Origin of the sequence: Desulfobacter sp. (genome assembly GCA_028768545.1) — a bacterium.
Lineage (GTDB): Bacteria > Desulfobacterota > Desulfobacteria > Desulfobacterales > Desulfobacteraceae > Desulfobacter.
The window spans coordinates 3,778,989-3,803,078 of record CP054838.1; the positions used below are offsets into that span (position 1 = coordinate 3,778,989).

Here is a 24,090-nt window from a genome sequence, read left to right on the forward strand (position 1 = left end):
TTAGACGGATAAAAAAATATAAAAGGGGAGATTGCTTTGGGGGGAAAGCAATACCCCTTTTTATATTTAACACTCAACTTTCAGGGCTGAATCCTATTGGCCAGCCTGATTCTTTCCGGTTGGCCTTCATCAATGCGAATCCTGGATCCAGATGAAATAAAGATCCGCCCCCCCCCCCCTTAACCTCCAGCCGCAGAAAAATAATAATTCACACCATCCTGAAAACCGCCTTCAAACCCGTCAAGATCGACCTTGGGATCATTGATGTTAGCCCAGTTTTCTTTGGCCTTGCTGCCGGCGTTCAGGGCATCGGCACAGCACCGCCATAGCGGCCTTCCATATCGCTGATGCCTATGGTCCATTTGATTTCAAAATCTCCGACTTTAATTGATGCGCTGAAGTTTTCGGTCAGTCCCAAGGCGAATTTTTTCGCTGCCGCAAGATTTTTTTTATAGTCTGTCACTATCAATAAAAAGGCACTCACCGACCAGGCAGAGGAACTGATACCCACCAGGCCGCCGGGGATGTAGTCAAGCCCGTCCCGTTTTGCAACCCAAGAGACAAACCAGTCTCCGTGCCGACGGCTTGACTAAAACTATAGCAATCAACCAAATTTAATATTTCATGGATCACGTTTCGTTTTATTTCCAAATCACCCAATGGTGTTCTTTTCGCCGAAAAAAAGCGGCTCACATTCGTCTCCGCCTATTTGACGGGGCCTGAGACGACCCAGCACTCTGGCGTGAAATATCGTGCGGGTTTGATTGTGCCTTGATCACCCCTGCACAACGGCGAACAATGGTTTGGGGCATACTGAACATTATCCATGAGATCCGGTGTATGTTCAATGGTGATTTTTTAAAATGAAAATTGTTCCGTATGAATGGTACAGCTTGGGATTTTTGTTTCTTTTAACACCTGTAAAATATCCATTGTCATTGGTCCAGGCCCGCAAATAAAAAATTCACAGGCAGCCTGATTCAAAGCATCCATGTTCACCCCATGACGCTTGAGCACCTGATCCAGCATAATTTTATCAATTCGCCCCCTGAGCCCAGCCCACACGGGTTCCCGTGATAACACCGGTTCAAAAACAAAGAGGGGCATCTGTTTTCCGATCGCCTGTATTTCGTTTAAACGGATGAGATCTTTTTTATACCTTACCCCCCATAGGAGTATGACTTTGCGCTTTGGATCCTGAATGGAAAGATCACCGAGCATGGACAGCATAGGGGTTACACCAATGCCTCCTGCAATAAAAATCAAAGTGCGGCCGGATAACACCCGGTCATATGAAAAATCCCCATATGGCCCGTTTATGCTGACCGAGCTGCCGCATTTGATCTCTTTGATTTTAGCTGTAAAATCCCCCAATTGTTTAACCGTAATGCTCAGTTGCCGGTCTTTTGGTGGGGATGAAATGGTGAAAGGATGGGATTGTGACGGCATGGACCTGTCCAAAGGGCGGATATAACAAAACTGGCCGGCCCGGTGTTTGATCTTTCTGCCCGGGGGCGGATCAAAAAGCATAGTAAAGACCGAGTCGGATTCGAAAATCACCTTGTTGACCTTCCATGGATCTTTTTCCAGCATTTGGGGAACACGTATCTTATAATACAAAAAAACAAACAGGGGGCCAGCGCCGATCATGGCCATGCCTGCCTTGAATACGATCAATCCCTGTTCGGGGATGAGCACCACATGGGCAATCAGCAATACCATTCCTGCGGGCATGGCATAATGCAACAGCAGGCATCGTTCGTGTGTAAGGGTTAACACGGCTGCGATCTTATCCCTGAATGGCTTGAGAACCGGCAGGAACCGGATAAAATAATTGCTGAAAAACAGACCGCTGAACAGGGTTGCCCAAAGCAAGACCATATCGGCCGTGCCGCCGAGGCCTGCCTGAATTTTGCTGATATATTTTTCATTTCCAAAGCCGGTATGAATGAGAACAATCACCAGGACACCAATGGCAAAGAGCATGTGAAGGACCAGCCGTTTGTCCTGGGCAATCAAGCGTTCCAGCAAACGGATCCTGGCGGTTATGATAAATTGAAGCGCATACCAGACAAAGGCATATATTCCGGCAGTTCTTGAGACAAGGGTAGACCAGGTGATATTTTCGGTTGCCTGTAAAAACAAAGACAACAGCAGCAACGGCAGCAGCAGGTACAGCAACGATAACAGGATAAACTTAAAAGACCTCACCCCTTTTACCCCTTTATTTTCATTCCCCCCATGGAGTATTCTGTATGATGTATCAAAAACCGGAACAAGGACAGCGCACAAGAAATCACCAGGCTTGCGCTTGTCGATAAAAAAAATTAAAAAAGGGTTTGCCATTGAAATTCTATCAAACAGCACCATATTATTTATCAATCGCCCCAAAACATTGTCAGGCATAAAAAACATTAACAGCCCAGCATCCGGTGGTAGATACTCAGACCCAAAACAGGAGGTTACCTATGATCGTAACAGTTCTGACAATGATGTTCATCACCTAACATTTAAGCCAAAGCCTTGTATTGGCTGAGGCCGTTTGCAAACGATAATTTTACCCGCAGATACGTGGGTATCCTGCGCCATAAACCTGAAACCGGAGGATTTAATATGACAACACATAAGAACGCCCCATGGTGGCATATTTTCTCAGATCATCATTCACGGCCGGAAGAAACCTGTCCTGCCGTTCCAGTCCTCTCGGGACAAACCTGGCAGAGAGGACTGGCCACCTTTTACTGCCCCTGTAAGTCTGACCCCCGGCCAAGTGAGTGCCAGTTGCAGATGATTTAATGGCAATACTGGCCGGCCCCGGGGGCTTTAAACACACGGTAATCCGGATTGCTTAACAAACGCCGTCAACTGAACCGTTCATTAAAAACCAGGGACCCGGGAAATCTGCGGTCTATAATGCCCATGCATCCTGTATCATTTGCCTGCCGCCGCAAATATAAAATCGGTACTCGCCTCTGGAAAGGACCTGATCCAGATACTGGGTCACATGGCCCTGAAATGCCGAGGCTGCGCCTGGATCACGGCTGAGGCAGGGAACATAGGTTTTGCTGTTTTTTTCAAGACATTCCCGGTAAATCAGGTCTTGGCTTTGTCTTGCGCCCTGAAGCAGGATATACCCCGATACTCCGGAAGCGGCAAACCCAGCAAAAGGGGCAACACCGGTTCCTGTTCCCACAAACACAGAAGGACGCCTCCCGGGTCTGTAAATAAAATGACCGTAGGGACCTGAAATTTCATGTCTTTGACCAGGCTTGCATTTAAAAAGACGGGCTAAAAAACCTTGATTTTCGAACCGTTCCACACAAATGGAGATCCTGGAGTCATCACGGGCGCCCACCAGGGTATAATCGCGTTCCAGCCCCTGAAAGTGAAACCGGATGTATTGTCCGGGAATAAATTGAAAATTTTGTGGCCGGGTAAATGTCAGTTCGCAGATATCTTTGGCCAGCCGTTTCCTGGCAGCCAGTTCAACCGTGTAAGGTCCCATTGAAAATACGCTGTTACCTAATCGTTGTTTTGAATTTTGGGCCATTGGGTGGTATTTCCGGCGATGATAATACGTATTTTTCATTTTTGCCGCTCACCTATCTTGTACATGCACCCCCCCTCAACGGCCGGGCCCTTAAGGGATCGCCTTTTGACCGGATCTGATTGGTTCTCGGGCATTTGCCCAAAAAATATGCAGATGCATGCCCGGAGCCTTGCATATCCGGTCAAATGACGTTTGCGGTATTTAGGTGTTATGGTTTCCACAAGGTATCTTCCATGCCGTGCCGCTTGTTCAGGTACCTGGCAAGAATAAAAAGATAGTCAGACAGACGGTTGAGAAAAACCAGGATATTCTTAAGCGTATCTGTTTTACTTTCACCATGGCTGGCCCCGGTGGCAAAGGCGATCATCCGACGCTCCGCCCTGCGGCAGACAGCCCTTGCCGCCTGGGCCATGGTTGCGGACAAATGCCCCTGGGGCAGAATAAAATGCTTGAGTTCGGGCAGGTGTTCGGAGAGCTGGTCAATGACGGATTCAAGCGCTTGTGCCGGTTCATGGGTAAAAGGGGGTAAAAATAAAGCAGATGAAGCGCCCGGACGGGTTGCCATCCAAGCCCCGGCTTCCAGGAGCTGTGCCTGGATACAGTCGATCTGGCGATCCAACTCGGGATCCTCGATCTCCCAGGCCGCCTTGACAATTCCGATAAATGAATTGAGCTCGTCGATTTCTCCGTAGGCCTCAACCTGCAGAGATGATTTCATCACCCGTTCGCCGGAGAACAGACTTGTTTTCCCCCTGTCCCCCGTACCTGTATACAATTTCATTTCCAGCCTCCTGCCGGCACTTTTTTTGAATTTTCAAATAAGCGGTTTCATCTATTATATTGGGCCTATTGTCTATTATATCCAGTTTACAGAGCCAGATCCAAGATCCGGGTGTTTATTTTTCACAGCATTTATTTCCATCAAAAAATTGACAGACTCTGCATGCCAGGGAGGCTGTCGGGGGTTGGGGTTGAGCCGGCAAATACGGGGCTATTAATTCATAGGCTTGATAAAGCCTGGGAATATCAAGATTTACTTTTTCACCGGCCTTGATCAATTCTGCCGCAACAGATTCCGTGGCCACATTACCGGTGGCGCCAGGGGCAAAGGGACATCCGCCAAGCCCTCCGACACTGGCATCAACAATCTGTATACCGTAAGAGACCGATTTAAGAACATTGGCAATTGCTCTGCCGTAGGTATCATGAAAGTGAACCCCAATACACTCTGAAGGCAGGCATGGCAACAACACATCCATGAGCGTGGCCACTTCATCCGGGGTTGCCTTGCCAATGGTATCGCAAATTGACAATTCATCTATTCCCATATCAATCATCTGTTTTGCCAAATCCACAACCATGTCCGGGCGAATCTTACCTTCAAAGGCACACCAGAACGCTGTGGAAATATATCCCCGGACCGGGAGACCAAGTTTTTTTGACTGTTTGACCACAGGCACAAACCGCTCCAGGAACCCAGCCACTGTTGTATGAATATTGTTCAGGTTGAATGTTTCACTGGCGGCCATAAAAACACAAATCTTATCCGCACCGGCTGCAACCGCATGCTCAAGTCCTTTTAAGTTGGGAACAAGTGCCGAATACACCACATTGTTTTTACGTTGAATATTTTGGAATACAGTTGCGGCATCCCCGAGCTGGGGCACCATTTTGGGCGAAACAAATGCACTGACTTCAATTTCTCTAATCCCTGATTCAGAGAGTGCATCAACAAAGGCCACCTTGATATTTGAGGGGATCATTACGCTTTCGTTCTGCAACCCGTCCCGGGGACCGACTTCAACTATTTTTATCATTGGAAATCACCTTGCTGTCTGTTCATTCATCAATGATCATTCACGGATTCTTTTACCTTCGTTACCCAATTGATTCGAAGTGCAATAAAGAGAAGATTCAGCCGAGGGCCAGCATTTTATTATTTAAAAATCAATTCAGCTTTTATCAATTTGTTTGGCTGTGATAATCGTAAACGTATTGGCGTTTACAGTCAAAATCAGTAGTGTCCGGTTAGGTTGTTGCATATAAAAAGCATCTAAAATCATTGAAAAAACAGTCTGTTTTGTGTTGACAAATGTGCGTAAAAATTTTTGTGCGCCTTGAAAATTTAACTCAAGGAGCTCAAATGACGCACATCTCAGTCCCTAAAAAACAACTACGGTCCCTGAACTTTGACAATTTCAGGTGCCCTCTGATAAAGTCACTTTCAAAAGCACCGGAATTACAATCTCGAGGAGACCGCCCTTTAAAAATGACATTCGAAGACCAGATAAATGCTTTGGTTTATTTCCATCTTCAGGAGCACAAGTCTGCCCGACATTTAATTCAGGATCTCAAGGAGAATGTTTTTGCTAAAGAAAATATTGCGCCAGACGGTGGTATCAGCCGTAGTAGTTTCTGTGAAGCCATCAATCACAGGGGACTCGAACAACTGCAATTTATCTTTGAGGATCTTTATAAACAGGCTCTTGAGTGTCATCCGGGTGAACACGCCGAGTTAGGAGAGTTGGTTTCCATTGACGGTAGTCTCATAAATGCAGTCCTTTCAATGCACTGGGCGAACTACAGAAAAGGAAGTAAAAAAGCCAAAGTACATTGCGGATTTGACATTAATCACGGAATCCCAAACAAAATCTTTTTGACTGAAGGCAACGGCGCTGAACGCACCTTTGTTCCCAAAATAGTTTCCAAGGGGCAAACAGGTGTTATGGATCGTGGATATCAATCCCATAAAGAATTTGACCTGCTTCAGGAGCAAGGCAAACATTTTGTCTGCCGTATAAAAACCAGGACAACAAGAACAATTATTGATAACCACGAGACCCCTTCCGACAGCTACATTTTTTATGATGCACTGGTTAAACTTGGTACTCCGAATCAAAACCAGACGAAAAGGCCTGTTCGGGTTGTTGGCTATAAAATTGCTGGCGTCAAATACTATGTGGCAACTGACAGGCATGATTTAACAGCGGAACAAATAGCAACAATTTATAAACTCCGGTGGACCATTGAGGATTTTTTCAAATGGTGGAAAGAACATCTGAAGGTATATCATCTCATTGCCCGCAGTGAATACGGCCTTATGGTTCAGATTCTTGGCGGCCTTATCACTTACCTGTTACTGGCAATCCATTGCCAAAAACAGTTTAATGAAAAGGTCACGATCAAAAGAGTTCGGCAGCTGCGAACCGCCATTCTAAATGACCTGTTTGGCTGCGAGGAGCAGGGCTCTCATAGTTCAAACAGGGACAATATTGTCAAAGATCAAAAAATTATTGAGCAAGCAAAAAACTAACCGGACATCACTGATAATTATTAGATAAAAATTTAAATATTTTTCGCCAATTTTAAATACAGATTTCGTGGAAATTTAAATTCGTCTTTTATTCCATTTAAAAATAATCAGACAAATCCCTCAATGGACAAAAGAAAATGCATCAAAGGGGTTAAAAAGGCCTGGGTGGCATCCTGGAATTCAGCCCCCACCGACAGGGTCCCCTGCTCTCTTCTTATATTTCTGACACAGGCCATGGCACCGGTTTCGTCTGCAAATCCGGGAAACTGGCAAAAAATCCGCAATACATCCCCCTCTCGGAGGTTGGTTTTCCCCTGGTATATAAAGCTGCATCCTTTTTTACTGATATCGTTGACAATAACAGGCGTATCACTTCTTTTTGCCTCCACCCGTCCCGGTATGACAACGGCCCTGCGCCTGCTGCCGCGAAGTTCTCTTTGCTGAACCACTTTTGGATATTCAAGCGCGATGGCCCGGATGGGGGTGGTGATCATTTCAATCACCCCTGCCTGAAAGGCAAAAACAGATCCTTCATGCAGGTATTTTACAATCATTGTATTGCCCGGGTATAATTTGTTTTTTACGCTTTTATATTTTTGGGGCAGGGTGATGATCATGAACTCATCTTTAAGCATGCCCACAAAAACACTGGTGACAGAAAAGGTGCCCCCGTCAATTTCAAGGTACACCTTGGTACCGATATCAATATAGATTCCCTGGGATTTGTATAGTTCCAAAAGGCCTTCTAATTCGTCCATGTGCAGATTCCTTTCCAGATGCTATCAGGATCAAAAGCCTGTGCTTGTTAACGCTTTTACCTTTTTACCCCTGTCTCCATACGTATTTTACGCTCACATGTTCTGAATTAAGTATTGATTCGCCTGATCTTTGTCAAGAGGTTTTTGTCAAGGGAAAAAAACCACAGGTTTTCACCCGGAAACAAGGAGACAAAAAGAAAAGCTGCCAGATTTTTTGGAAAATCAGATATGTACCCAGGCGGTATCCCCCAATTTTGTCCCCAGGGCCGCCAGGCTGCGATTCCCTATGCCATAAAAAAAACCGGGGCCTGCCAGATCAGTCTGGCAGGCCCCAGGTATAGGTTTATTTGAATATTGATCAAATTAGGTTACGGGATTGCCTTGGTCATCATAGGTAACAACAATCACATCTGTCACTGAGATGGAGACATCCACAAAGCCGGCACCGGTATCAACATTGGCCGTATAGGTATCGCCAGACTGGGTCCAGCCGTCACTTAAATCAAGACTGACTTGGTCTCCGTCATTGCCGCCTGAAATCTCAAGGGAACCGCCTTCGGACATGGCAAAGACATCCTGGGCAGTAAGGCTCAAAGTCTGGGCCTCACCATCATCAGCCAGTTCGATTCTTTCCATATTGGAGACATTGGAAAAATCAAGGGATTCGTAGGAATCATCCATCAACACCAGGGTATCGATTCCGGTGCCGCCGTCAATGACATCGTCTCCGGCACCACCGTCAATGGTATCATTACCTTCCTGGCCGTAAATGATATCATCTCCATCACCGCCGGTGATCACATCATCCCCGCCTTCCCGTCCACTCTCGACAGCAAGGGCTTCATGGTTATCCTGAATGTACTGGATGGTGTCGGAACGTTCCCAGCCGTCCAATTCAGTTTCCAGGGTTTCAAAAACTTCCCAGCCGGATCCGTCGGCCAGGCCGTTGATGGATGAAACATCGTATCCCTGGTCCGCAAGGTCTTCGGCCACACCGTCGGTATTGATGACATCGCCGAAAATCAGGTCATTGCCGTCATTGCCGTTGATGGTGTCATTGCCCGCCGGTAATAGATCTGTTTCCACAAGATTGCCCAGAACGGAAGAAAGGCTTCCTGAATCACCCAGCATCAGAGCATCGCCTGTTGTATCCATGGCGTCCATCAAATCCCCGGTATTGTGAATGTTTACAATGTTACCCTGGGCATCCACCACCCCGTTCACATCCGTGATATTTTCAGAACCGGTCATGCCGATGACCCTGATACCGTCCACGGAATTGGCCAGGGCCTGAACCTCATTTCCGGTATCGGTTTCATCTGTAAACAATGACCACCCTTTATCTTCAGTGGCACCAAATATATCCGAAACAGCCATATCTGATCCATTGTCGAATACGCTTGTATTCCCGTCCCGGTCATTGGGCAGACCGTCACTGATAAAGATGACATGGTTCTCACCATAGGCGCTGTTTACCAGACCATTTGCCCCGGACAGGGCAGACTCATAGTTGGTGCTGTTGCCGTCTGCATCAAGGCTGTCGATCCAGGCAAAAATCCCGCCGTTCTCTTCAAGACCGTCAGGGATACCATCATTGTCGTTGTCGGCATTAAAATCAAAGGATATATTTGAAGTTTCCCAATGGCCTTCCTGCCACCAGTGTTCTGCATCAACCCAGACAGGATTGACCACAGTGATGGTTCCGGCATCTTTATCAAAGGTGATGCTGGCATTCTGGCCAACCGCGTCGGAAAACTCCTGAAGCTGAATGTCAACCAGGCCGGAATCGGTCTTATCCACCTGATTGTAAACATCAAGAATCATATCCTTAACCGCCCCCTGAAGATCTTCCAGTTTGGAACCGTCCATGGAGCCAGAAGTATCCATTTCAACAATATACTGGACACTGCCCGACTCGGTCTGCTGTACGCCGCCGGCATCACCTGCAATGATATCGTCAAACCCGGAACCTGTAATCTCACCGGAGGTATCATTTTCAACATCCGGACCGGGGACTTCAAAGGCTTGTTCAGATCCCTGGATATCATCAGCGTTGGAGCCCACAATAAAGGGGGATGTACCTGCAAACTCGTCAAGATCAAAGTAAACGGTGGCTGAGTCACTGAGACCTTCGGGATCATGTACGGTATAGTCAAATGAATCCTGGGCATCCTTGGTCACCTGGATGGATTTAACCGTGGCTGATCCGAAACCAAGGGAACCGTCAGGCCCGTCAACAGAGACTTCCAGGCTGGCAAATGACAGGGCAGCCCCATTGGCATCAGCAACATCCACATTCAGCTCGCCGGTATCGCCTGCCATGGAATCGGGCTTATTCTCGTAGCCTTCGGCCACAATGTTACCGTCTGCATCCTTGGCCACCCAGTGCACATGTGCATTCTGGGAGGCGCCATTGTTAAAATAAGCCCCCATGCCGGAGAACCCGATGGTCACATTGGTCACACTCACAGCCTGGTCAGCACCATCTGTAAAATTAAGAACAAGGGTTTCACCTTGACCATTTGCATTGGTTTGGATCTGATTGTCGCCGACATTGCCGTTCATACCGATGCCCACACCGTGCTGGGTGGTCGGGCTGTTCTGAAACCCGATACCGGCAGGAGTTCCGTCAGAATTAAGACCGCTGACAATGGCGTTAATGGTGCCGGTTCCCGTTGACAGGGAGGATACATAGGTCATTCCGCCGTCATTTGTAGTACCCCAGTCTGCAATTGAACCGGTGGCATCTGTGGTACCCAAAAGGAATTCAACACTCGGATCAACAACACCGTCCTGGTCAACCACATACTCCAGGCTGTCAAATTCAGCCTGGCTCAGGCTTGTAACCCCTGTGATTTCTATCTGGTCACCATTGGCATCCGTATAAAAAAGACTACCGCTTTCAGGCAGGGTATCAATGGTGATGGTCAGGCCTGAATCCGGGGTTTCCTGGTCAGAGACCTCTTCGGACATGGTAAATGCCTCACGGGCCTGATCCACATTGATAAACTTATCCTGAGCTTCGGGCGGATCATTGACCGGGGTCACGTTTAAGGTTACCGTGGCCGTGGAGGGGTCCCCGTCCGCATCAATAATGGTGTAGGTATAACTGTCTTCCCCATTATAATTTTCATCGGGTGTATAGGTAAAACTGCCGTCCCCATTCTGGACCAGACTGCCGTGTGCGGGCTGGGTAAAACTGTCCATCTCCATTCCACCGTCACCGCCTGGAAGGTCGTTGCCCAGCATGTCCTGAAGATCAATGTCAAGGCTGCCGTCTTCTGCAACCACAAAGGCATCTCCATTATCAGTATTCAGATAGGAGTCATCCTGGGCACTGGGATTAGAATCCTCTATGGACACTGAATAGGGGCTCAAATCAAAATTTGTGGTATCTGTATCATTGTCACCATCTGTAATAACGGCTTCAATGCCAATGCCCTCAAGGCTGAGGCTTTCTGAATCACCCGCATGCTTGATGGGTTGCATCTGATCAAACTCAAGCTTTCCATCGTCATTAATGAACAGAGCAAAATAAGTTGTTCCGCCCTGAACACCTATAATTTGATCACCATCCAACTCAAGAAAAATTTCATTCCCATCATGGGTATAAAGGCCTGACCCCACAGAAGTCTCTCCCGCAGGAAGGCTTAATGTCAGCTCATAGCTTATGCTGCCCTCTCCGTCAGTGCCATAATCTCCGTTAAAGAAAGAGGCAACCGGAACAGGGGTGGTAGCATCGATATCAAAGGCATCTTCGGTCACTGAAACGGAAAACCCCTCACTCTGATTGATCAGCTCCTGATTAATCACAATGCTGGGGCCGTCATCCTTGATGCTCACTTGAATACTTGCAGAGGCCGTATCACCGTCAATAATAGTCATGCCGACAGTCCAGGATGCTTCTTCATTATGGGAGCCTTGAGTCCCGTCTCCGGCAACATCATGATCAACTGCCGTAAGCTGATTAAACTCATACCCGTATCTGGGTGCTTCACCTTCGGCGGCCTCATTGACCATGGTAATGGTCCAGGTGGCAGGACCGTTGGGGGTAAGAACACCCTCAACCTCACTCATCCCGTCCTGATAAAAGGTCAGGGTCATGTCCGCAGGATTCCAGATTCCACCGTCTATGGACAAGGCAATCTCACCATTGGGGCCTACACCGTCCAAATCACCTGGGCCGTCTGTACCAAAATCAATACCCAGCTCATCGGCTGAAATGGTCTGGGTGACCAGGGGATTGATCTCGCCATCCTCCAGACTCTCGTCACCGACAATGGAAAGCGGGCTATTTGAGGAAGACATTACACTAACGTCGCCGGTCAAGGTGACCTGATAATCTCCGGTGCCTCCGCTGTTATTATGATCGGCAAGGGCTTCAGATGAATCCAGGTTCCAGGAGCCCACCCGGAGGACATAATTGCCTTCCGCAAGGTTACCAAAATCAAGATAGGAATCATAATTATGGGTTGATCCGTCAGCACCGCCGCCATGATCATCATTATTAGCAACAAACCCACCAAACTCATCATACAAAAAGATTTCAATATCAAGGTTGGAGGAAGATCCGTCACCGTCAATGATCAATCCGTTCCTTTCAGACAGCATATCAATGGTCAGTGGCCCACCATTATGGTGAAAAGACAATTGGTCAACACTGGTGCCATTGCCTTCAGAAACGATGGTGCCCTGGGCAATGGTGACATTGTCACCCTAGCTGATAATATTCATGTCAGTATTCCCACCCACCGGGGAAATGGAAGGACCGTCATCATCAATACTCACGTTGATGGTGGCAGAGGCAGTATCGCCGTCACCGTCAATCACTGTCATGTTAACGTTCCAAAAAGCAGTTTCATCATGGGAATTGTCAGTACCGTCACCAGGCGTGCCATGATCAATGGCCGTAAGCTGGTTAAATTCATATCCGTAGCGCGGGGTTTCTCCCGGTGCTGCCTCATTGACCATGGTAATGGTCCAAGTTGCAGGGCCGTTGGGAGTAACGACACCTTCCGCCTCGCTCACGCCATCCTGGTAAAAGGTCAGGGTCATGGTCTCAGGATCCCAGATCCCGCCGTCTATGGACAGGGCAATCTCTCCGTTGGGGCCTTCACCGTCAAGGTCGCCGGCACCATCAGCGCCGAAATCAATACCAACCTGACTGGCAGAAAAAGTCTGGCTTACCAGCCCCTCGGTCTCATCACCTTCAACAGCAAGGGAATTCACATATCCAGAACCGTCCGGGCCTGTCACAAATCCCCTTCCGTAAATGGAGGGGCCGTCATCTTCGATGGTCACAGTCAGGTCCTGGGTAGCGGTATCGCCGTCACTGTCGGTAATGGTGGAAATAACATTCCAGGACAGGGCTTCATCATTACTGTAAAAGCCTTCGCCCCCGTCTTCCGGGAAAATAAGCTGGTTAGGTCCGCCTGTGGGATGATTCACTGCAGACAACTGGGTCATCCGGTACATGAGATCTGTTTCATTGGAGCCTGGATCTCTTTCCATCAATTCGACCTGCCAGGTGGGATCCCCTTCAACATTCCCGCTCTGGGAAAAGGTCAAGGTCTGGGTCTCAGCATCCCAGCTCCAGAACCGGGCATCCATATCCATGGACAGGGCAATGTCTCCCCGACCATCCGTACCAAAATCCACATGGCCAAAGCCTTCCCCTTCCCAAGAACCATAAAATCCATGGGATTCATCATTTGAAAGGGCAATGACATTAGGGTCGTTCTCGCCTGAGGAATCATCCAGGTCCATTCTGATGGACATACGCTCACCATCAGGGCCATCAGGGTAATCGGGGCCGGGTTCTTCACCACTCATAATGCTCAGGCTCGGGCCGTCATCACGAATACCTGCGGTAAAATCAAAGCTGGCCGTGTTGCCGTCATCGTTTGTGGCAGTTACCGTGATCTCAAATTCTTCAAGGGCATTGTGGTCGTTGTTGTCAAATCCATGGTCAAAGGCGGCCAGCTGGGTAAAGGTGTATTCACCTGTGGTCTGGTTCACAACCATCTGCCAGACATCAACGCCGTCCTGGCTGAATGTCAGCGTATTAGACTCTGCATCCCAGATCGCTCCGTCTGCAGAAAGAGTGAGATATCCTGTGGGGGTTCCGTAATCCACACGAATGGTACCGGTGACATCGTTGCCCAGGCCGTCTGTTTCATCCACCTCAATACCCTGGGCTGACAAAAATTCTATGGGATCATTATAATTGTCAACTTCCCCCTCAGCCTGTTCCCTTGATGCGGCAGGCGCAGCATCCATGGATCTTGTGCCCACATGGCCTGTGTCCTGGTCCCCTGCGTAAAAGCCGAATGCCTCCCCGTCAAACCGGTCTTCTTCGCCCACGGCAGTCTCTTCTTCATCAATTTCTTCTCCCTGTTCAAGGGCGGCCTGCATCTCCGCTGCCTCACCCTCGGCAGTGCCTGCCTTGGCAACGGCTGAATTATCTTCAACCAGAAGCTCTCCGTTTCCCTAGAGGGAGGCAATTTCATCCCCGTTTTCATTGACAAGGGAAATGCTGATATTTCCTTCGGTTTTCAGGGTTTCACCTTCATAAACAGCATCACCCGGCTTGAGTTCTCTTGTCTGCCCGTTAGAATCTGTTGCTGTGATGGTCACGGTTCCGGTAATCAATTGAATGGTTCCTGCTATGGCCATGGTCTGCTCCTATTCTTAATTTGAGATTCACAATCAAATCCATCTTTTTCTATTTCAATGTCTATAATCTTTACCCCAGTCATTGGGAAAATAATATCGTACAAAAGTACTATTTTTCAAAAAAAATGGGGATTTTTATACACGATTTAATTATTTATAAAAAAAGAAAGGTTCATCCGATTAATGCGTACCTTTTATTGTGAAGGTCCAAAAGTTTCAACCTGAAAAACTCCGAATCCCTGTATCCATAAGCTTTCCGTTTCATGGTTTTTATCTTGTTATTTGTCCCTTCTAAAGGACCTGTAGATATCCTGTAATCATAGTATGAAAGGATTCTTTGCCTGTGCACAGCCAAGGTCTTGGCAAATTTCATCAACATTGGAATTTTGGAAATATTGGCCAGATTGATCCAATTGCTGACTATCTTTTCAGCTGTTTCTTTTTTCTTTTGATTCCATATTTGCCTGAGTTCCTCTTTCATGTAGTAGACTACCAATAGCGGCTGATTTATTTTCAATGCTTCTTCTAACCGTTGGGCCTCCTTCTTGTCATCACTGAGGTTTTCGGGATTTTTTAACAAAAGCCACCGGACTCCCTTCAGAAGTTTTTGTTGCCCGGTATTGGCAAGAAGGTTGTAGAGCTTTCGCCTGAAATCCGACAGTTTCTCATTGAACAATTTAACAACATGAAATCTGTCAAAGACAATTGCTGAACCAGAAAGATTTTCAATAACAGCACTCAAGTATGCCGGGGACATATCGATGCTGACGGCTTTGATTTTTGCTTTCGATATTTTCACTTTTGTCCAAAAAGATTTCAAAGCTTCACCACCTTTTCCTTCTCCCACGTGCAGAATTCTACCGGATTCCAGATCCATCACGATGGTCAAGTATTTATGCCCTTTCCCTATGGAAATTTCATCTATGGCAATCTGCCGGACTTTCTCAAGGGGGATATTTCGATAACGCCTCAGCAGGTCTTCTTTCTGGATCTGCTTTATCGTATCCCAGCTGATCCTTAAATGGATGGCAATATCTTTGATTGTCATGAACTGAGACAACTCCAAGACATACCGTTCAAAAGCCCGGGTATAGCTTTTCCCCTCCTGGGCAAAGGATAGTTTGATTTGCCGGACAAATTGACAGAACGAACACCAAACTCTCTGGATAGCCGTCCTGAGAATCACGGGTTTTGAACCTACCGGTATTGTTCTGAGATCTCTTGTCACAATCCCTTTCCTGGTGACGGACCTGGAATTAAATTCCGGGCATTTTACCGCCTCCGGTTTTGGTATGAGTTCAAAAGTGATTATTCCACCGATGAAACGCGTTGTTTTATAAAAGTAGTCACGAAGGCCAAAGGCATGGTATATGAAGCTTGTGGACATTAATTCATTCTCCGATTTTGTGCGAATAACACAAAAAAATTAGAACATGATCATGTTCACACCATCATTTCAAGCATAAAAATCCTTACTGTGTTATTGCCTTCCCAGTGATGTTTCTCAGTCCAGGTACGCGATTTTCTGATGAACCAAAAGAAATGGGCAAATCACAAGGGAGAATATGGGCAGGTCAGTCAAAAAGACGCAGGTCCAAAAACAAAATCCTGAGCGCTAACTATCTTGAATGATAAAAAATATCAGACAGGTTCAACCAGGGAAATAAAATCCTCATATTTCCCGGATTTGCTTTTGGGAATATGATCAAGGTAGGTCAGGCGGATATTAAACGGATGGGTCAAAGATTTCTGGAGAATGAAAATAATTTGATTTTCCTGGTCCTTTGTCAGCCGGTTTTCCGTGACCAGCTTGAATTCCACCTGCTCCAGATCATGCTGGACAATCTGAAATGGCCTGATCGGGGCCACCTTCATGAACTCTGAAAACCCGAAATAGGGCCAGTGGGTGGAACCGTCGGGCATGATGAGCATATTTCTGACCCGCCCTAAAATTTTATCCAATACGGGCAGGCCCCGGCCGCAGGCGCAGGGCTGGCCCATTACCCCCATGTCCCCCAGTTCATACCGGATCATGGGGCAGGCAAAATTATTTAAATTGGTGATCAAAATTCTTCCGGGCGCGCCTGGCGGCAACGGCTGATTGTGTTCATCCACCACCTCAAGATAGATCCCTTCGGACATGACATGGTAGTTTCCCTGTTCAGGGCATTGAAGGGCAATATACCCTGCTTCCTGGCAGGAATACATGTCGGCAATATCACAGTTGAACACCTGTTTTACCTCGTCTCGAAGGTCCTGGGATACCACCTCTCCCACCCCTCTGATCTGGGTCAGGTTGGATAATTTTTCATCCTGATTTTTTGCGTGGCGGGCCAGGGCCCCAAGGTTGCTGGGATGGGTGATCAGGTAATGGGGATTGTTCTTGACCAGCCATGAATATTGGACATGGACAGGTTCTGACACGTTGAGCATCATGGACGGTCCCGAGGCAAAGACCTTTCCCACGGAGGTGGCCCAGCCCCTGCGGATCACCCCATCAGGGCCTTTTGCCACATCAATGGGCACCGACCGGATGGCCGCCAATTTTTTCCTGAAATCCCGTTTGTGCCAGAGATGGTCTCTTATGGAAAAGGCATGCCAGAGCGATCGTGTCACCCCTGTGCCGTAGGCTGTCACCGGGGTGGAGGTGGAGCCTGATGTCTGGGTATGACTCAGTTTTCCATACTCTTTAGGCGTTTTAAGGGGGCGGATCCGTTTAATTTCCTGCTGAAGCTCGATCCGGGCCAGGGGGGTCAACCGGGCAAAACTTTGGGGGGTCAGGGAATTGATCCATTGATTGCCCAGCCCCAATTCCCCTGCCCTTTGCTTCCAAAACGGGCTGTGCCTTAAGGCAAAGCGTAACAGGACCTGGAGCTGTTTAAACTGAAAACTGATAAGATCCGCCCGGGGCCACCACTGGGTTTGTTCAAGCTGGAATTGAAGGGCCATCTGCATGGCCGCTTCCGAGCCCGGAAGCGCGGGGAATACAATGCCGAGAACACTGCTGCGGATCAAAGAGGCATTCATTTTGGGGACAATCCCAGCATTTCTCTTGCCTGGGAGGGGTTGGCCACCTTCCGCCCGATATTTTCAGCAAAATCCGCAATCCGGCGGATGAGCATCTCATTGGTGGCAAGCTGCTTTTTTTCCGTGTCAAAATAAAGGTTGTCTTCCAGCCCTACCCGGACATGCCCGCCCATGAGCATGGCTGCGTAATTCATCTTCTGCTGAAACCTGCCAATGCCGGCAGCCCCCCAGTTCACCTCAGGCGAAAGGCTTTTAACCATGCAGGCAAGATCAAAAATGGTGCCCGGCGCAGAAAAAATGGAGCCCAAAAGCAAATTAAAATAAAAGGGCGGTTCTAACACCCCTTTTTCAATCAAGACCTTGGCCGCCCATATCATCCCGGTTTCAAATATCTCGATCTCAGGGACCACGCCTTTGTCTTTCATTTTTAAGGCCAGATCTTGGATCATATCCGGAGTGTTGATGGAGGCCTGGCCCGGAAAATTCAAGGATCCCATGGTCAGACTGCCCATGTCAGGTTTTTCATCCCCTGTCAGATCCAGGACATCGGATCGTTTTTCAAAGGTATTGTGGACACGGCCAGAAGTGGAGGCGCAGAGAATGGCATCAGGGCAGGTTTGCCTGATCTCTTTTATGATCCTTGCATATTTTTCCTTTTCATAGGTGGGGGCACCTGTTTCATCCCGGACATGAATATGAATGATGGAGGCCCCGGCCCGGATGCAGGCAATGGCATCCTTTACAATCTCATCATGGGTGATGGGCACATGCGGGGTTTGGTCTTTTGTGGGCACCATCCCTGTAATGGCGGCATTGATAATGAGCCTGGAATATTGCCTCATGGGATGGGGAAGGCCTAGATCATAAATGGGTTTCATTTTGCTTCCTTTTTCCGGGTGTCATCCCATTGAACCAGATCGGTTTCAAGGGTGGTCCAATGATCAATATCAGGAGAGCTGAACTCACAGATTTTTTTTAATCTCCCGATCTCTTTGTATCCAAAATGCTTTTTATACCAGGCAATGGTCTGGACAAGATCCGTATTGGTAATCAGGGTCTTTATTCCCTTTTCCAGCATGGCCTCCATCCGACGTTCCTGAAGCTTGTATCCGATGCCGTACTTGCGAAAGGCTGTATCCACAGCCATGAGTTCTGTTTTGGCAGAAGATGCTGACAAAATCTTATACCCGCAGAATCCCACCACCCGTCCTTCCATCCTGGCCACAAAATAATTTTCAAAGGTCAGCCCCTCCATTTCCTCTGAGGGGATATAATGCATGTTGGCCTGTTCTAGTAGCTCAAATATCCTTGGCTTGTCATCTTCGACAGCCTTTTCAATTGTAAATGTGGTCATTTTTATATTCCCGAAGCAGATAGGCAATGGCCAGATTATCAAAAAGGGCAGGGTCATCGCATGTAACTTTTATTAAGATTCGTCCTTACCCGGCTGGAATAGGTGAGGGGGATTCCGTTAAATCTTAAGCGGTCGTCCTGACCGCTTAAGAAGCGGAAATGATCGGACCTATGCCGTCCTGGCGGGCCGCTCATTTACGCCACTCCACCCCCTTCACCCTATCCCAGCCTGGCTCTCCTGGCTTGTTATAGTATATGAGCATCGAACAAAATTTTCCTAGACATCGCTGCACAGATACGATATATATGGCAATAAACACAAGGAGTTGCCAATGAACGAAAAAAAATCTCTTGAAACTTTTTTTGACAATATTCAGGACCCCAGACACCACAATAAGCTTCATAATTTAATTGATGTCGTCATCATCGCAATTTGTGCGGTAGTTGCTGGCGCAGACACTTATGAGCAAATTGAAAACTTTGGCAAAAAGAGAAAAAGGTGGTTGTCAAAATTTCTAAGCCTTCCCCATGGGATACCCTCCCATGACACCTTTGGCAGAATTTTTGAAAGGATGAACCCGAATGAATTTCAGAGCAGTTTTATGCACTGGGTTCAGTCGGTTGCAAAGATGACCAAAGGTCAAGTCATTGCAATCGACGGCAAAACTCTAAGGCGTTCACACGATACCTCCAATGATAAGAAAGCCATTCATATGATCAGTGCGTGGGCTTCGTCTAATAAAGTGGTTTTAGGGCAATTAAAAACCGAAGAAAAATCAAATGAAATTACGGCCATTCCAAATCTTTTAAAACTTTTAGATATCTCGGGCTGCATTATAACCATTGATGCCATGGGCACTCAAAAGAAAATCGCTGAAACCATAATAAACAAAGGGTGTGACTATGTCCTTGCCCTGAAAGAAAATCATAAAACCTTGCATGATGAAGCGGTACTTTTTTTCAATAAAATGGAAGAAATGAAAAATCAGGGGTACCAGTTTAATGAACAGACCAGTGTTGACGGAGGGCACGGTCGAGTCGAAACGCGCAGGGCTGTGATAACCTCTGATATTGATTGGTTTGAAGATAAAAAAAGTTGGAAAGGTTTGAAAAGTATTGGAATGATTGAATCCACCCGGGAAATGGACGGCCAGATCAGTCATGAAAAGCGATATTATATATCGAGCCTGGATAGCGACCCCAATATTTTTGGTAATGCTGTCAGGAGGCATTGGGGAATTGAAAATTCAGTGCATTGGGTATTGGATATTGCGTTCCGTGAAGACGAAAGCAGAGTCAGAAAGGGGAACTCTCCTGAGAATTTTGCAGCGATTCGGCACATTGCATTAAATTTATTACGGAACAATAAGACATTTAAAGGGAGTGTAAAAACCAAAAGGTTGAATGCTGCTATGGATATCAAATATCTGGAGGAAGTTATGTTTGGATGATACTTGAACCAATCAAAACTATAGGCACTTTACAATATTTACAGAGGGCGTTCAAAATTCTGTGTCAGTTGAATGAAAGCTGATATACTCAGCTAAATAAGGAGAACTGACATGACCGAAGAAAACACCGAATTTGATTTTCAAAAAGCCCTTAAAGGCATCCAGGAAGGTAAACCCTTCACAGGTAAGGGCGGCGTCCTTACATCATTAATCAAAAATCTTGCTGAAGCTGCTCTTGAAGGAGAGTTGGAGTCCCATCTCGGGCAGGAAGTTTCTGCCAACCGCCGTAATGGAAAAAGCAAAAAGACCATTAAATCCCTGGATAGTAAATTTGAACTAAAAACCCCGCGTGACAGGGCCGGAACCTTCTCTCCACAGATCGTCAAAAAACATCAGACAACGCTCAGCGATGAAATTGAAAGAAAGATAATAGCCCTTTACGGCCTGGGCATGAGTTATAATGATATGGCTTCCCATTTACAGGAAATCTATGGACTTGAGATTTCAAATGCCACTCTGAGCACCATTACCGATAAAATCATCCATACCGTCAAAGAATGGCAGGCCAGGCCGTTGGAAAATGTGTACCCAATCGTATGGCTTGATGCCATACATTATAAAGTACGAGAAAACGGAAAGGTCGGCAGCAAAGCCGTTTACACAATTCTTGGGGTGAATATCGAGGGCCGCAAAGAGGTTCTTGGGCTGTACATATCCGAGAATGAGGGTGCGAACTTCTGGCTGCAGGTGTTAACAGACCTTTCAAACCGAGGGGTAAAAGATATCCTGATTGCCTGTGTTGATGGTCTAAAAGGTTTTCCCGAGGCCATTGAGACCATATTCCCGGACACAGAAGTTCAACTCTGCGTAGTCCACCAGATCCGAAATTCATTGAAATACGTTGGTTCCAAAAATAAAAAGGAATTTATGGCAGATCTAAAACGTGTTTATAAAGCGGTCAATAAGGATCTGGCCGAAGAAGAACTGGATATCTTGGAAAATAAATGGAATGACAAATACCCGATTGTGATAAAATCCTGGCGGAACAACTGGGAACGCCTCAGTCATTTCTTTAAATATCCAGAAGAGATTCGACGGATAATATACACCACAAATACCATTGAGGCTGTGCATCGACAGTTTCGAAAACTGACCAAAACAAAGGGATCATTCCCGAACCAGGACAGCCTGTTAAAGCTGCTTTACATGGGGATCCAGAACGCCAGTAAAAAATGGACAATGCCGATTCAAAATTGGTCACTGACAATTTCCCAGTTGGCAATTTTCTTTGAAGGCCGGCTGGATAAAGAGCTGGGAATTTAATAGGGATTTATTTACAGATGGAAAAGATGGTTCCAGGAACTCCACTCCAGCAAAAGTCAACTCCTCCGACGTGGCTGATTGAAGGCCCATTCTCGGACCTGACTTTTACTTCCGCTGGCGCTGAGGCAGATCCGGGAACCGAAACCGTGACACAGAATTCTGAACATTCCCTATTTACATGCTTGAGCCCTGTCAAAAAGGGCGCTTCCTGTTGACACAAAAACCCGCTATTTCTCCATGTTTACGGGAGAGTTTGATTTTAGTAAAGAAAAAAGATCAATTAAACCGCCCCTGTCTATCCGTCCCTGGTCCAGCCAGAGCCGGATATCCCCGTACCTGACACTGTCCATGGATTCAACATAAATATCTGATCGGGCAATAAGATCAGATTCCAGTTCATGCTGGTAATCGGTATCCGCGCCCAGGCTGATCACCAGATCTGCATAAAAGTCTGAGGCGTTGTACACTGGCTTGCGGCTGGTGGTCGCCAGGACCAGCACATCGGTATCCTTCAAGTTCTGCCGTTTTTCGGCTTAAAACCGAAGCTTGGGATATCTTTTTTCCAGGGCGCGAACACATTGGCAGGATCTGGCATCTTCCTTATCGCAAAAAACAATCTCTTTAACCCGGCCCAGGGCTGCAGCATAAAGGGCGGTATAAAACCCCACCCGCCCTGCCCCGATAATGGTTAGTTTCCCAAGGGTATTTCCCAGAGAAACCATGGCCTGCACCGCACAGATCCCTGTCCTTGCAGAGGAGAGCAGGCAGGCGTCAATCATATGGCTGATAAAATTTTCCTTGGGATCCAGAACAAAGGCCTTACCCACGGTAATCTGGTCCGGGACCTGTTCCTGCACCGTGTTGGTGCCCACAATTTTAACCGTCTTGACCAGACTATTATCATCTTGAAACCGACAGGGCATAACTCTAAAATCTCCCAGGGTATCAGGATCAAAAAAAATCTGTTTGGGCGGTATTTCAAGGGTCACCTCTTTATTTGCAATCCTGATCAATGCCTTGTGCACATGGGAATGAAATGCCAGAGGATCTTGGGTAAGCACCTGGTGAACGGCATGCTCATCAATGCAGATACAGGGTTCCCGGGTCACCCGCAGCACCTGCTCTTCTTCCGGGGTTAAGGCCTTGGTATCCGTTTGGGTCTGTCTCAACGCTTTCATAAATATCCTTGAATCCTTTATTGAGGATGGGGTGAAAAATCAGAGGTAAAACTTTCGTACTTGCCGCTTTTAGGTTTGGGAATCTGGTCCACGGTCTTGATCCTTAAAATTGGCGGCTCCTGTCCAAGGGCTTGCTGCCAGGTATTATGAATATAGGCTAAAAATCCATTTTCAGGACAGCCCTTGAACGCCAGACGAAGTTCAAAATGCCCGTCAAAATATTGGTGAAGCTGGTATTGTCTTAAATTAATGCAAAGGGACTCAGGCGCCTCTGAGACACCGTTTAAAATGGCATCCCAACACGCCCAACTGCCCTGGGGCAAAAGGGCTGTGCGCCGGTATCTCCCCTTTAAATTTATGAATCCGGGCAGGGTCCGGCCACAGGGACAAGCCCCCTGTGCCATGACTGCGGAATCATCCGTATCATAGCGAATCAGGGGCATGGCACGATTGGTCAGGGAGGTAACCAAAATTTTTCCCCGCTGGCCAGGGGCACAAAGGTTGCCTTTTTCATCTGCGATCTCCACCCAACAATGCTCAGTATGCACGTGGAAGCGCCCCCCTTCGGCACATTGACTTGCCACAATCCCGATTTCATTCAACCCGTAATTTTGGTACACCGGTGCTGAAAAAACCTTTTGAATTTTATTTTTCACCTGGGGCACCACCTGCTGGGAAACCGCTTCAAATCCCTTTATGTTCAGCACTTTTTTATCCCAGGCAAATGCCAGCTGCTCCAGGTGGGCCGGCTGGCTTAAAAGATAATCCGGTCTGTTTTTTCCCAGCCACCTGACCTGATCCTCAATGGGTGTGGTATCGGAAAGCCCCAGAAAAGGGCCTGTGATAAAATGGGTGCCCACAGAGGGCCAGGCCCTGCCGTAAAATGTGGTATTGGGAGAAAGTCTTTTTTGATTCACCCATGGCAGATCATGGGAATTTCGAATGGAGGCAAATTTTTTTTGGGGATCAAACCTGAACCAGCGCAACTCCCTTTGCTTTAAAATGGAAAACATGGACATGCTCTTTGCCGTAAACATAACCTTCACAGGCTGCCCTGTGGTGCCTGAAGTCGCTATTTCTCCAATGAGTTTCTCTCCTTTGGGCAGCCATCTGGCCAAAAGTTGCCCCTTATTCTCCTGAACCATCTCTTTGGTCAGTATGGGAAGTTTTACAAGATCCTCAGCATCTTGAACCGCCTGCATCCCAAGGCTTAATGCGTCAAACACCCCCCTATAATAAGGAACATGGGCAAGGCAAAACTCAACCATGACTTTTAAACGGGCCGACCTTTGCATCGTCTGTCTTTCGGGAGAAGCAAACTCATTTTTCACCAAAGAAAGAGTCCAGGGCAATGGTTTCTTATGCCTTGGAATCCATTGGTTCTGCAAGGATAATTCCCTTTTCAAAGTGGTGATCATGGCCTGCTCCTTTAGACCTGTTTTCAAAAATAATATTAAATTAT

At 47.1% G+C, this 24,090-nt stretch carries 19 protein-coding genes; 3 read left to right on the plus strand and 16 right to left on the minus strand.

The annotated features are described in order from the left end of the window. Positions 1 to 301 precede the first annotated feature (301 nt). The 5 genes from HUN05_18310 to HUN05_18330 form a co-directional block, all read right to left on the minus strand. Positions 302 to 511, minus strand: coding sequence for a hypothetical protein (locus HUN05_18310; protein WDP86834.1), 210 nt, complete (start codon positions 509 to 511; stop codon positions 302 to 304). Between the two features lie 347 nt (positions 512 to 858). Next, positions 859 to 2,292 carry a hypothetical protein gene (locus tag HUN05_18315; protein ID WDP86835.1) on the minus strand — a complete coding sequence of 478 codons (1,434 nt, stop codon included), beginning with the start codon at positions 2,290 to 2,292 and terminating at the stop codon, positions 859 to 861. Between the two features lie 616 nt (positions 2,293 to 2,908). Beyond that, positions 2,909 to 3,505, minus strand: coding sequence for a hypothetical protein (locus HUN05_18320; protein WDP86836.1), 597 nt, complete (start codon positions 3,503 to 3,505; stop codon positions 2,909 to 2,911). A gap of 253 nt (positions 3,506 to 3,758) precedes the next feature. Beyond that, the gene (locus HUN05_18325) at positions 3,759 to 4,331 is read right to left on the minus strand and encodes a cob(I)yrinic acid a,c-diamide adenosyltransferase (GenBank protein ID WDP86837.1); all 573 of its coding nucleotides are present in this window, start codon (positions 4,329 to 4,331) and stop codon (positions 3,759 to 3,761) included. A 115-nt stretch (positions 4,332 to 4,446) separates the two neighbouring features. Next, positions 4,447 to 5,367 carry a hydroxymethylglutaryl-CoA lyase gene (locus HUN05_18330; protein WDP86838.1) on the minus strand — a complete coding sequence of 307 codons (921 nt, stop codon included), beginning with the start codon at positions 5,365 to 5,367 and terminating at the stop codon, positions 4,447 to 4,449. Between the two features lie 326 nt (positions 5,368 to 5,693). Between HUN05_18330 and HUN05_18335 the strand changes: the two genes are divergently transcribed. Next, a complete protein-coding gene (locus HUN05_18335) occupies positions 5,694 to 6,863 on the plus strand; it encodes an IS4 family transposase (GenBank protein WDP88131.1) in 1,170 nt (389 codons plus the stop codon). 107 nt (positions 6,864 to 6,970) lie between these two features. Here HUN05_18335 and HUN05_18340 read toward each other — a convergent pair whose 3' ends face one another. The 8 genes from HUN05_18340 to HUN05_18375 all read right to left on the minus strand — a co-directional run bounded on the left by HUN05_18340 (position 6,971) and on the right by HUN05_18375 (position 18,677). Then, positions 6,971 to 7,621 (minus strand): flagellar brake protein, encoded by a 651-nt coding sequence (locus HUN05_18340; GenBank protein ID WDP86839.1) that lies wholly within the window; start codon positions 7,619 to 7,621, stop codon positions 6,971 to 6,973. 363 nt (positions 7,622 to 7,984) lie between these two features. Next, positions 7,985 to 12,232, minus strand: coding sequence for a cadherin-like domain-containing protein (locus HUN05_18345; GenBank protein ID WDP86840.1), 4,248 nt, complete (start codon positions 12,230 to 12,232; stop codon positions 7,985 to 7,987). 105 nt (positions 12,233 to 12,337) lie between these two features. After that, a complete protein-coding gene (locus HUN05_18350; protein WDP86841.1) occupies positions 12,338 to 14,035 on the minus strand; it encodes a hypothetical protein in 1,698 nt (565 codons plus the stop codon). Between the two features lie 75 nt (positions 14,036 to 14,110). Further along, complete coding sequence (locus HUN05_18355) at positions 14,111 to 14,296, minus strand: hypothetical protein (protein WDP86842.1); 186 nt, start codon at positions 14,294 to 14,296, stop codon at positions 14,111 to 14,113. 172 nt (positions 14,297 to 14,468) lie between these two features. Continuing rightward, positions 14,469 to 15,683 (minus strand): ISL3 family transposase, encoded by a 1,215-nt coding sequence (locus tag HUN05_18360; GenBank protein WDP86843.1) that lies wholly within the window; start codon positions 15,681 to 15,683, stop codon positions 14,469 to 14,471. 254 nt (positions 15,684 to 15,937) lie between these two features. Beyond that, the gene (locus HUN05_18365; GenBank protein ID WDP86844.1) at positions 15,938 to 17,323 is read right to left on the minus strand and encodes a phenylacetate--CoA ligase family protein; all 1,386 of its coding nucleotides are present in this window, start codon (positions 17,321 to 17,323) and stop codon (positions 15,938 to 15,940) included. Then, entirely contained in the window at positions 17,320 to 18,201 is an 882-nt protein-coding gene (locus tag HUN05_18370; protein ID WDP86845.1) for a 3-keto-5-aminohexanoate cleavage protein, read from the minus strand. The genes HUN05_18365 and HUN05_18370 overlap by 4 nt, the downstream gene beginning before the upstream one ends. Continuing rightward, positions 18,198 to 18,677: a GNAT family N-acetyltransferase gene (locus HUN05_18375; protein ID WDP86846.1), complete on the minus strand. Its 480-nt coding sequence runs from the start codon at positions 18,675 to 18,677 to the stop codon at positions 18,198 to 18,200. The genes HUN05_18370 and HUN05_18375 overlap by 4 nt, the downstream gene beginning before the upstream one ends. Before the next feature lie 331 nt (positions 18,678 to 19,008). Here HUN05_18375 and HUN05_18380 point away from each other — a divergent pair, with 331 nt between their 5' ends. After that, positions 19,009 to 20,127, plus strand: coding sequence for an ISAs1 family transposase (locus HUN05_18380; protein WDP86847.1), 1,119 nt, complete (start codon positions 19,009 to 19,011; stop codon positions 20,125 to 20,127). A 111-nt stretch (positions 20,128 to 20,238) separates the two neighbouring features. After that, complete coding sequence (locus HUN05_18385) at positions 20,239 to 21,450, plus strand: IS256 family transposase (GenBank protein WDP86848.1); 1,212 nt, start codon at positions 20,239 to 20,241, stop codon at positions 21,448 to 21,450. Between the two features lie 227 nt (positions 21,451 to 21,677). Here HUN05_18385 and HUN05_18390 read toward each other — a convergent pair whose 3' ends face one another. The 3 genes from HUN05_18390 to HUN05_18400 are packed head-to-tail and all read right to left on the minus strand — an operon-like array spanning position 21,678 to position 24,046. Further along, the gene (locus tag HUN05_18390; protein WDP86849.1) at positions 21,678 to 21,950 is read right to left on the minus strand and encodes a hypothetical protein; all 273 of its coding nucleotides are present in this window, start codon (positions 21,948 to 21,950) and stop codon (positions 21,678 to 21,680) included. A gap of 33 nt (positions 21,951 to 21,983) precedes the next feature. Then, positions 21,984 to 22,628 (minus strand): hypothetical protein, encoded by a 645-nt coding sequence (locus tag HUN05_18395; protein WDP86850.1) that lies wholly within the window; start codon positions 22,626 to 22,628, stop codon positions 21,984 to 21,986. A 17-nt stretch (positions 22,629 to 22,645) separates the two neighbouring features. Next, on the minus strand, positions 22,646 to 24,046 hold the full coding sequence (locus HUN05_18400; protein ID WDP86851.1) for a phenylacetate--CoA ligase family protein: 1,401 nt from the start codon (positions 24,044 to 24,046) through the stop codon (positions 22,646 to 22,648). Positions 24,047 to 24,090 lie beyond the last annotated feature (44 nt).

What these genes read in the sequence shown, in the direction of transcription:
- HUN05_18320 (WDP86836.1), bottom strand. Translation starts at nt 3,505, where the DNA reads ATGGGACCTTACACGGTTGAACTGGCTGCCAGGAAACGGCTGGCCAAA.
- HUN05_18325 (WDP86837.1), bottom strand. Translation starts at nt 4,331, where the DNA reads ATGAAATTGTATACAGGTACGGGGGACAGGGGGAAAACAAGTCTGTTC.
- HUN05_18330 (WDP86838.1), bottom strand. Translation starts at nt 5,367, where the DNA reads ATGATAAAAATAGTTGAAGTCGGTCCCCGGGACGGGTTGCAGAACGAA.
- HUN05_18335 (WDP88131.1), top strand. Translation starts at nt 5,694, where the DNA reads ATGACGCACATCTCAGTCCCTAAAAAACAACTACGGTCCCTGAACTTT.
- HUN05_18340 (WDP86839.1), bottom strand. Translation starts at nt 7,621, where the DNA reads ATGGACGAATTAGAAGGCCTTTTGGAACTATACAAATCCCAGGGAATC.
- HUN05_18345 (WDP86840.1), bottom strand. Translation starts at nt 12,232, where the DNA reads ATGCTGTCTGAAAGGAACGGATTGATCATTGACGGTGACGGATCTTCC.
- HUN05_18350 (WDP86841.1), bottom strand. Translation starts at nt 14,035, where the DNA reads ATGCAGGCCGCCCTTGAACAGGGAGAAGAAATTGATGAAGAAGAGACT.
- HUN05_18355 (WDP86842.1), bottom strand. Translation starts at nt 14,296, where the DNA reads ATGGCCATAGCAGGAACCATTCAATTGATTACCGGAACCGTGACCATC.
- HUN05_18360 (WDP86843.1), bottom strand. Translation starts at nt 15,683, where the DNA reads ATGTCCACAAGCTTCATATACCATGCCTTTGGCCTTCGTGACTACTTT.
- HUN05_18365 (WDP86844.1), bottom strand. Translation starts at nt 17,323, where the DNA reads ATGAATGCCTCTTTGATCCGCAGCAGTGTTCTCGGCATTGTATTCCCC.
- HUN05_18370 (WDP86845.1), bottom strand. Translation starts at nt 18,201, where the DNA reads ATGAAACCCATTTATGATCTAGGCCTTCCCCATCCCATGAGGCAATAT.
- HUN05_18375 (WDP86846.1), bottom strand. Translation starts at nt 18,677, where the DNA reads ATGACCACATTTACAATTGAAAAGGCTGTCGAAGATGACAAGCCAAGG.
- HUN05_18380 (WDP86847.1), top strand. Translation starts at nt 19,009, where the DNA reads ATGAACGAAAAAAAATCTCTTGAAACTTTTTTTGACAATATTCAGGAC.
- HUN05_18385 (WDP86848.1), top strand. Translation starts at nt 20,239, where the DNA reads ATGACCGAAGAAAACACCGAATTTGATTTTCAAAAAGCCCTTAAAGGC.
- HUN05_18395 (WDP86850.1), bottom strand. Translation starts at nt 22,628, where the DNA reads ATGAAAGCGTTGAGACAGACCCAAACGGATACCAAGGCCTTAACCCCG.
- HUN05_18400 (WDP86851.1), bottom strand. Translation starts at nt 24,046, where the DNA reads ATGATCACCACTTTGAAAAGGGAATTATCCTTGCAGAACCAATGGATT.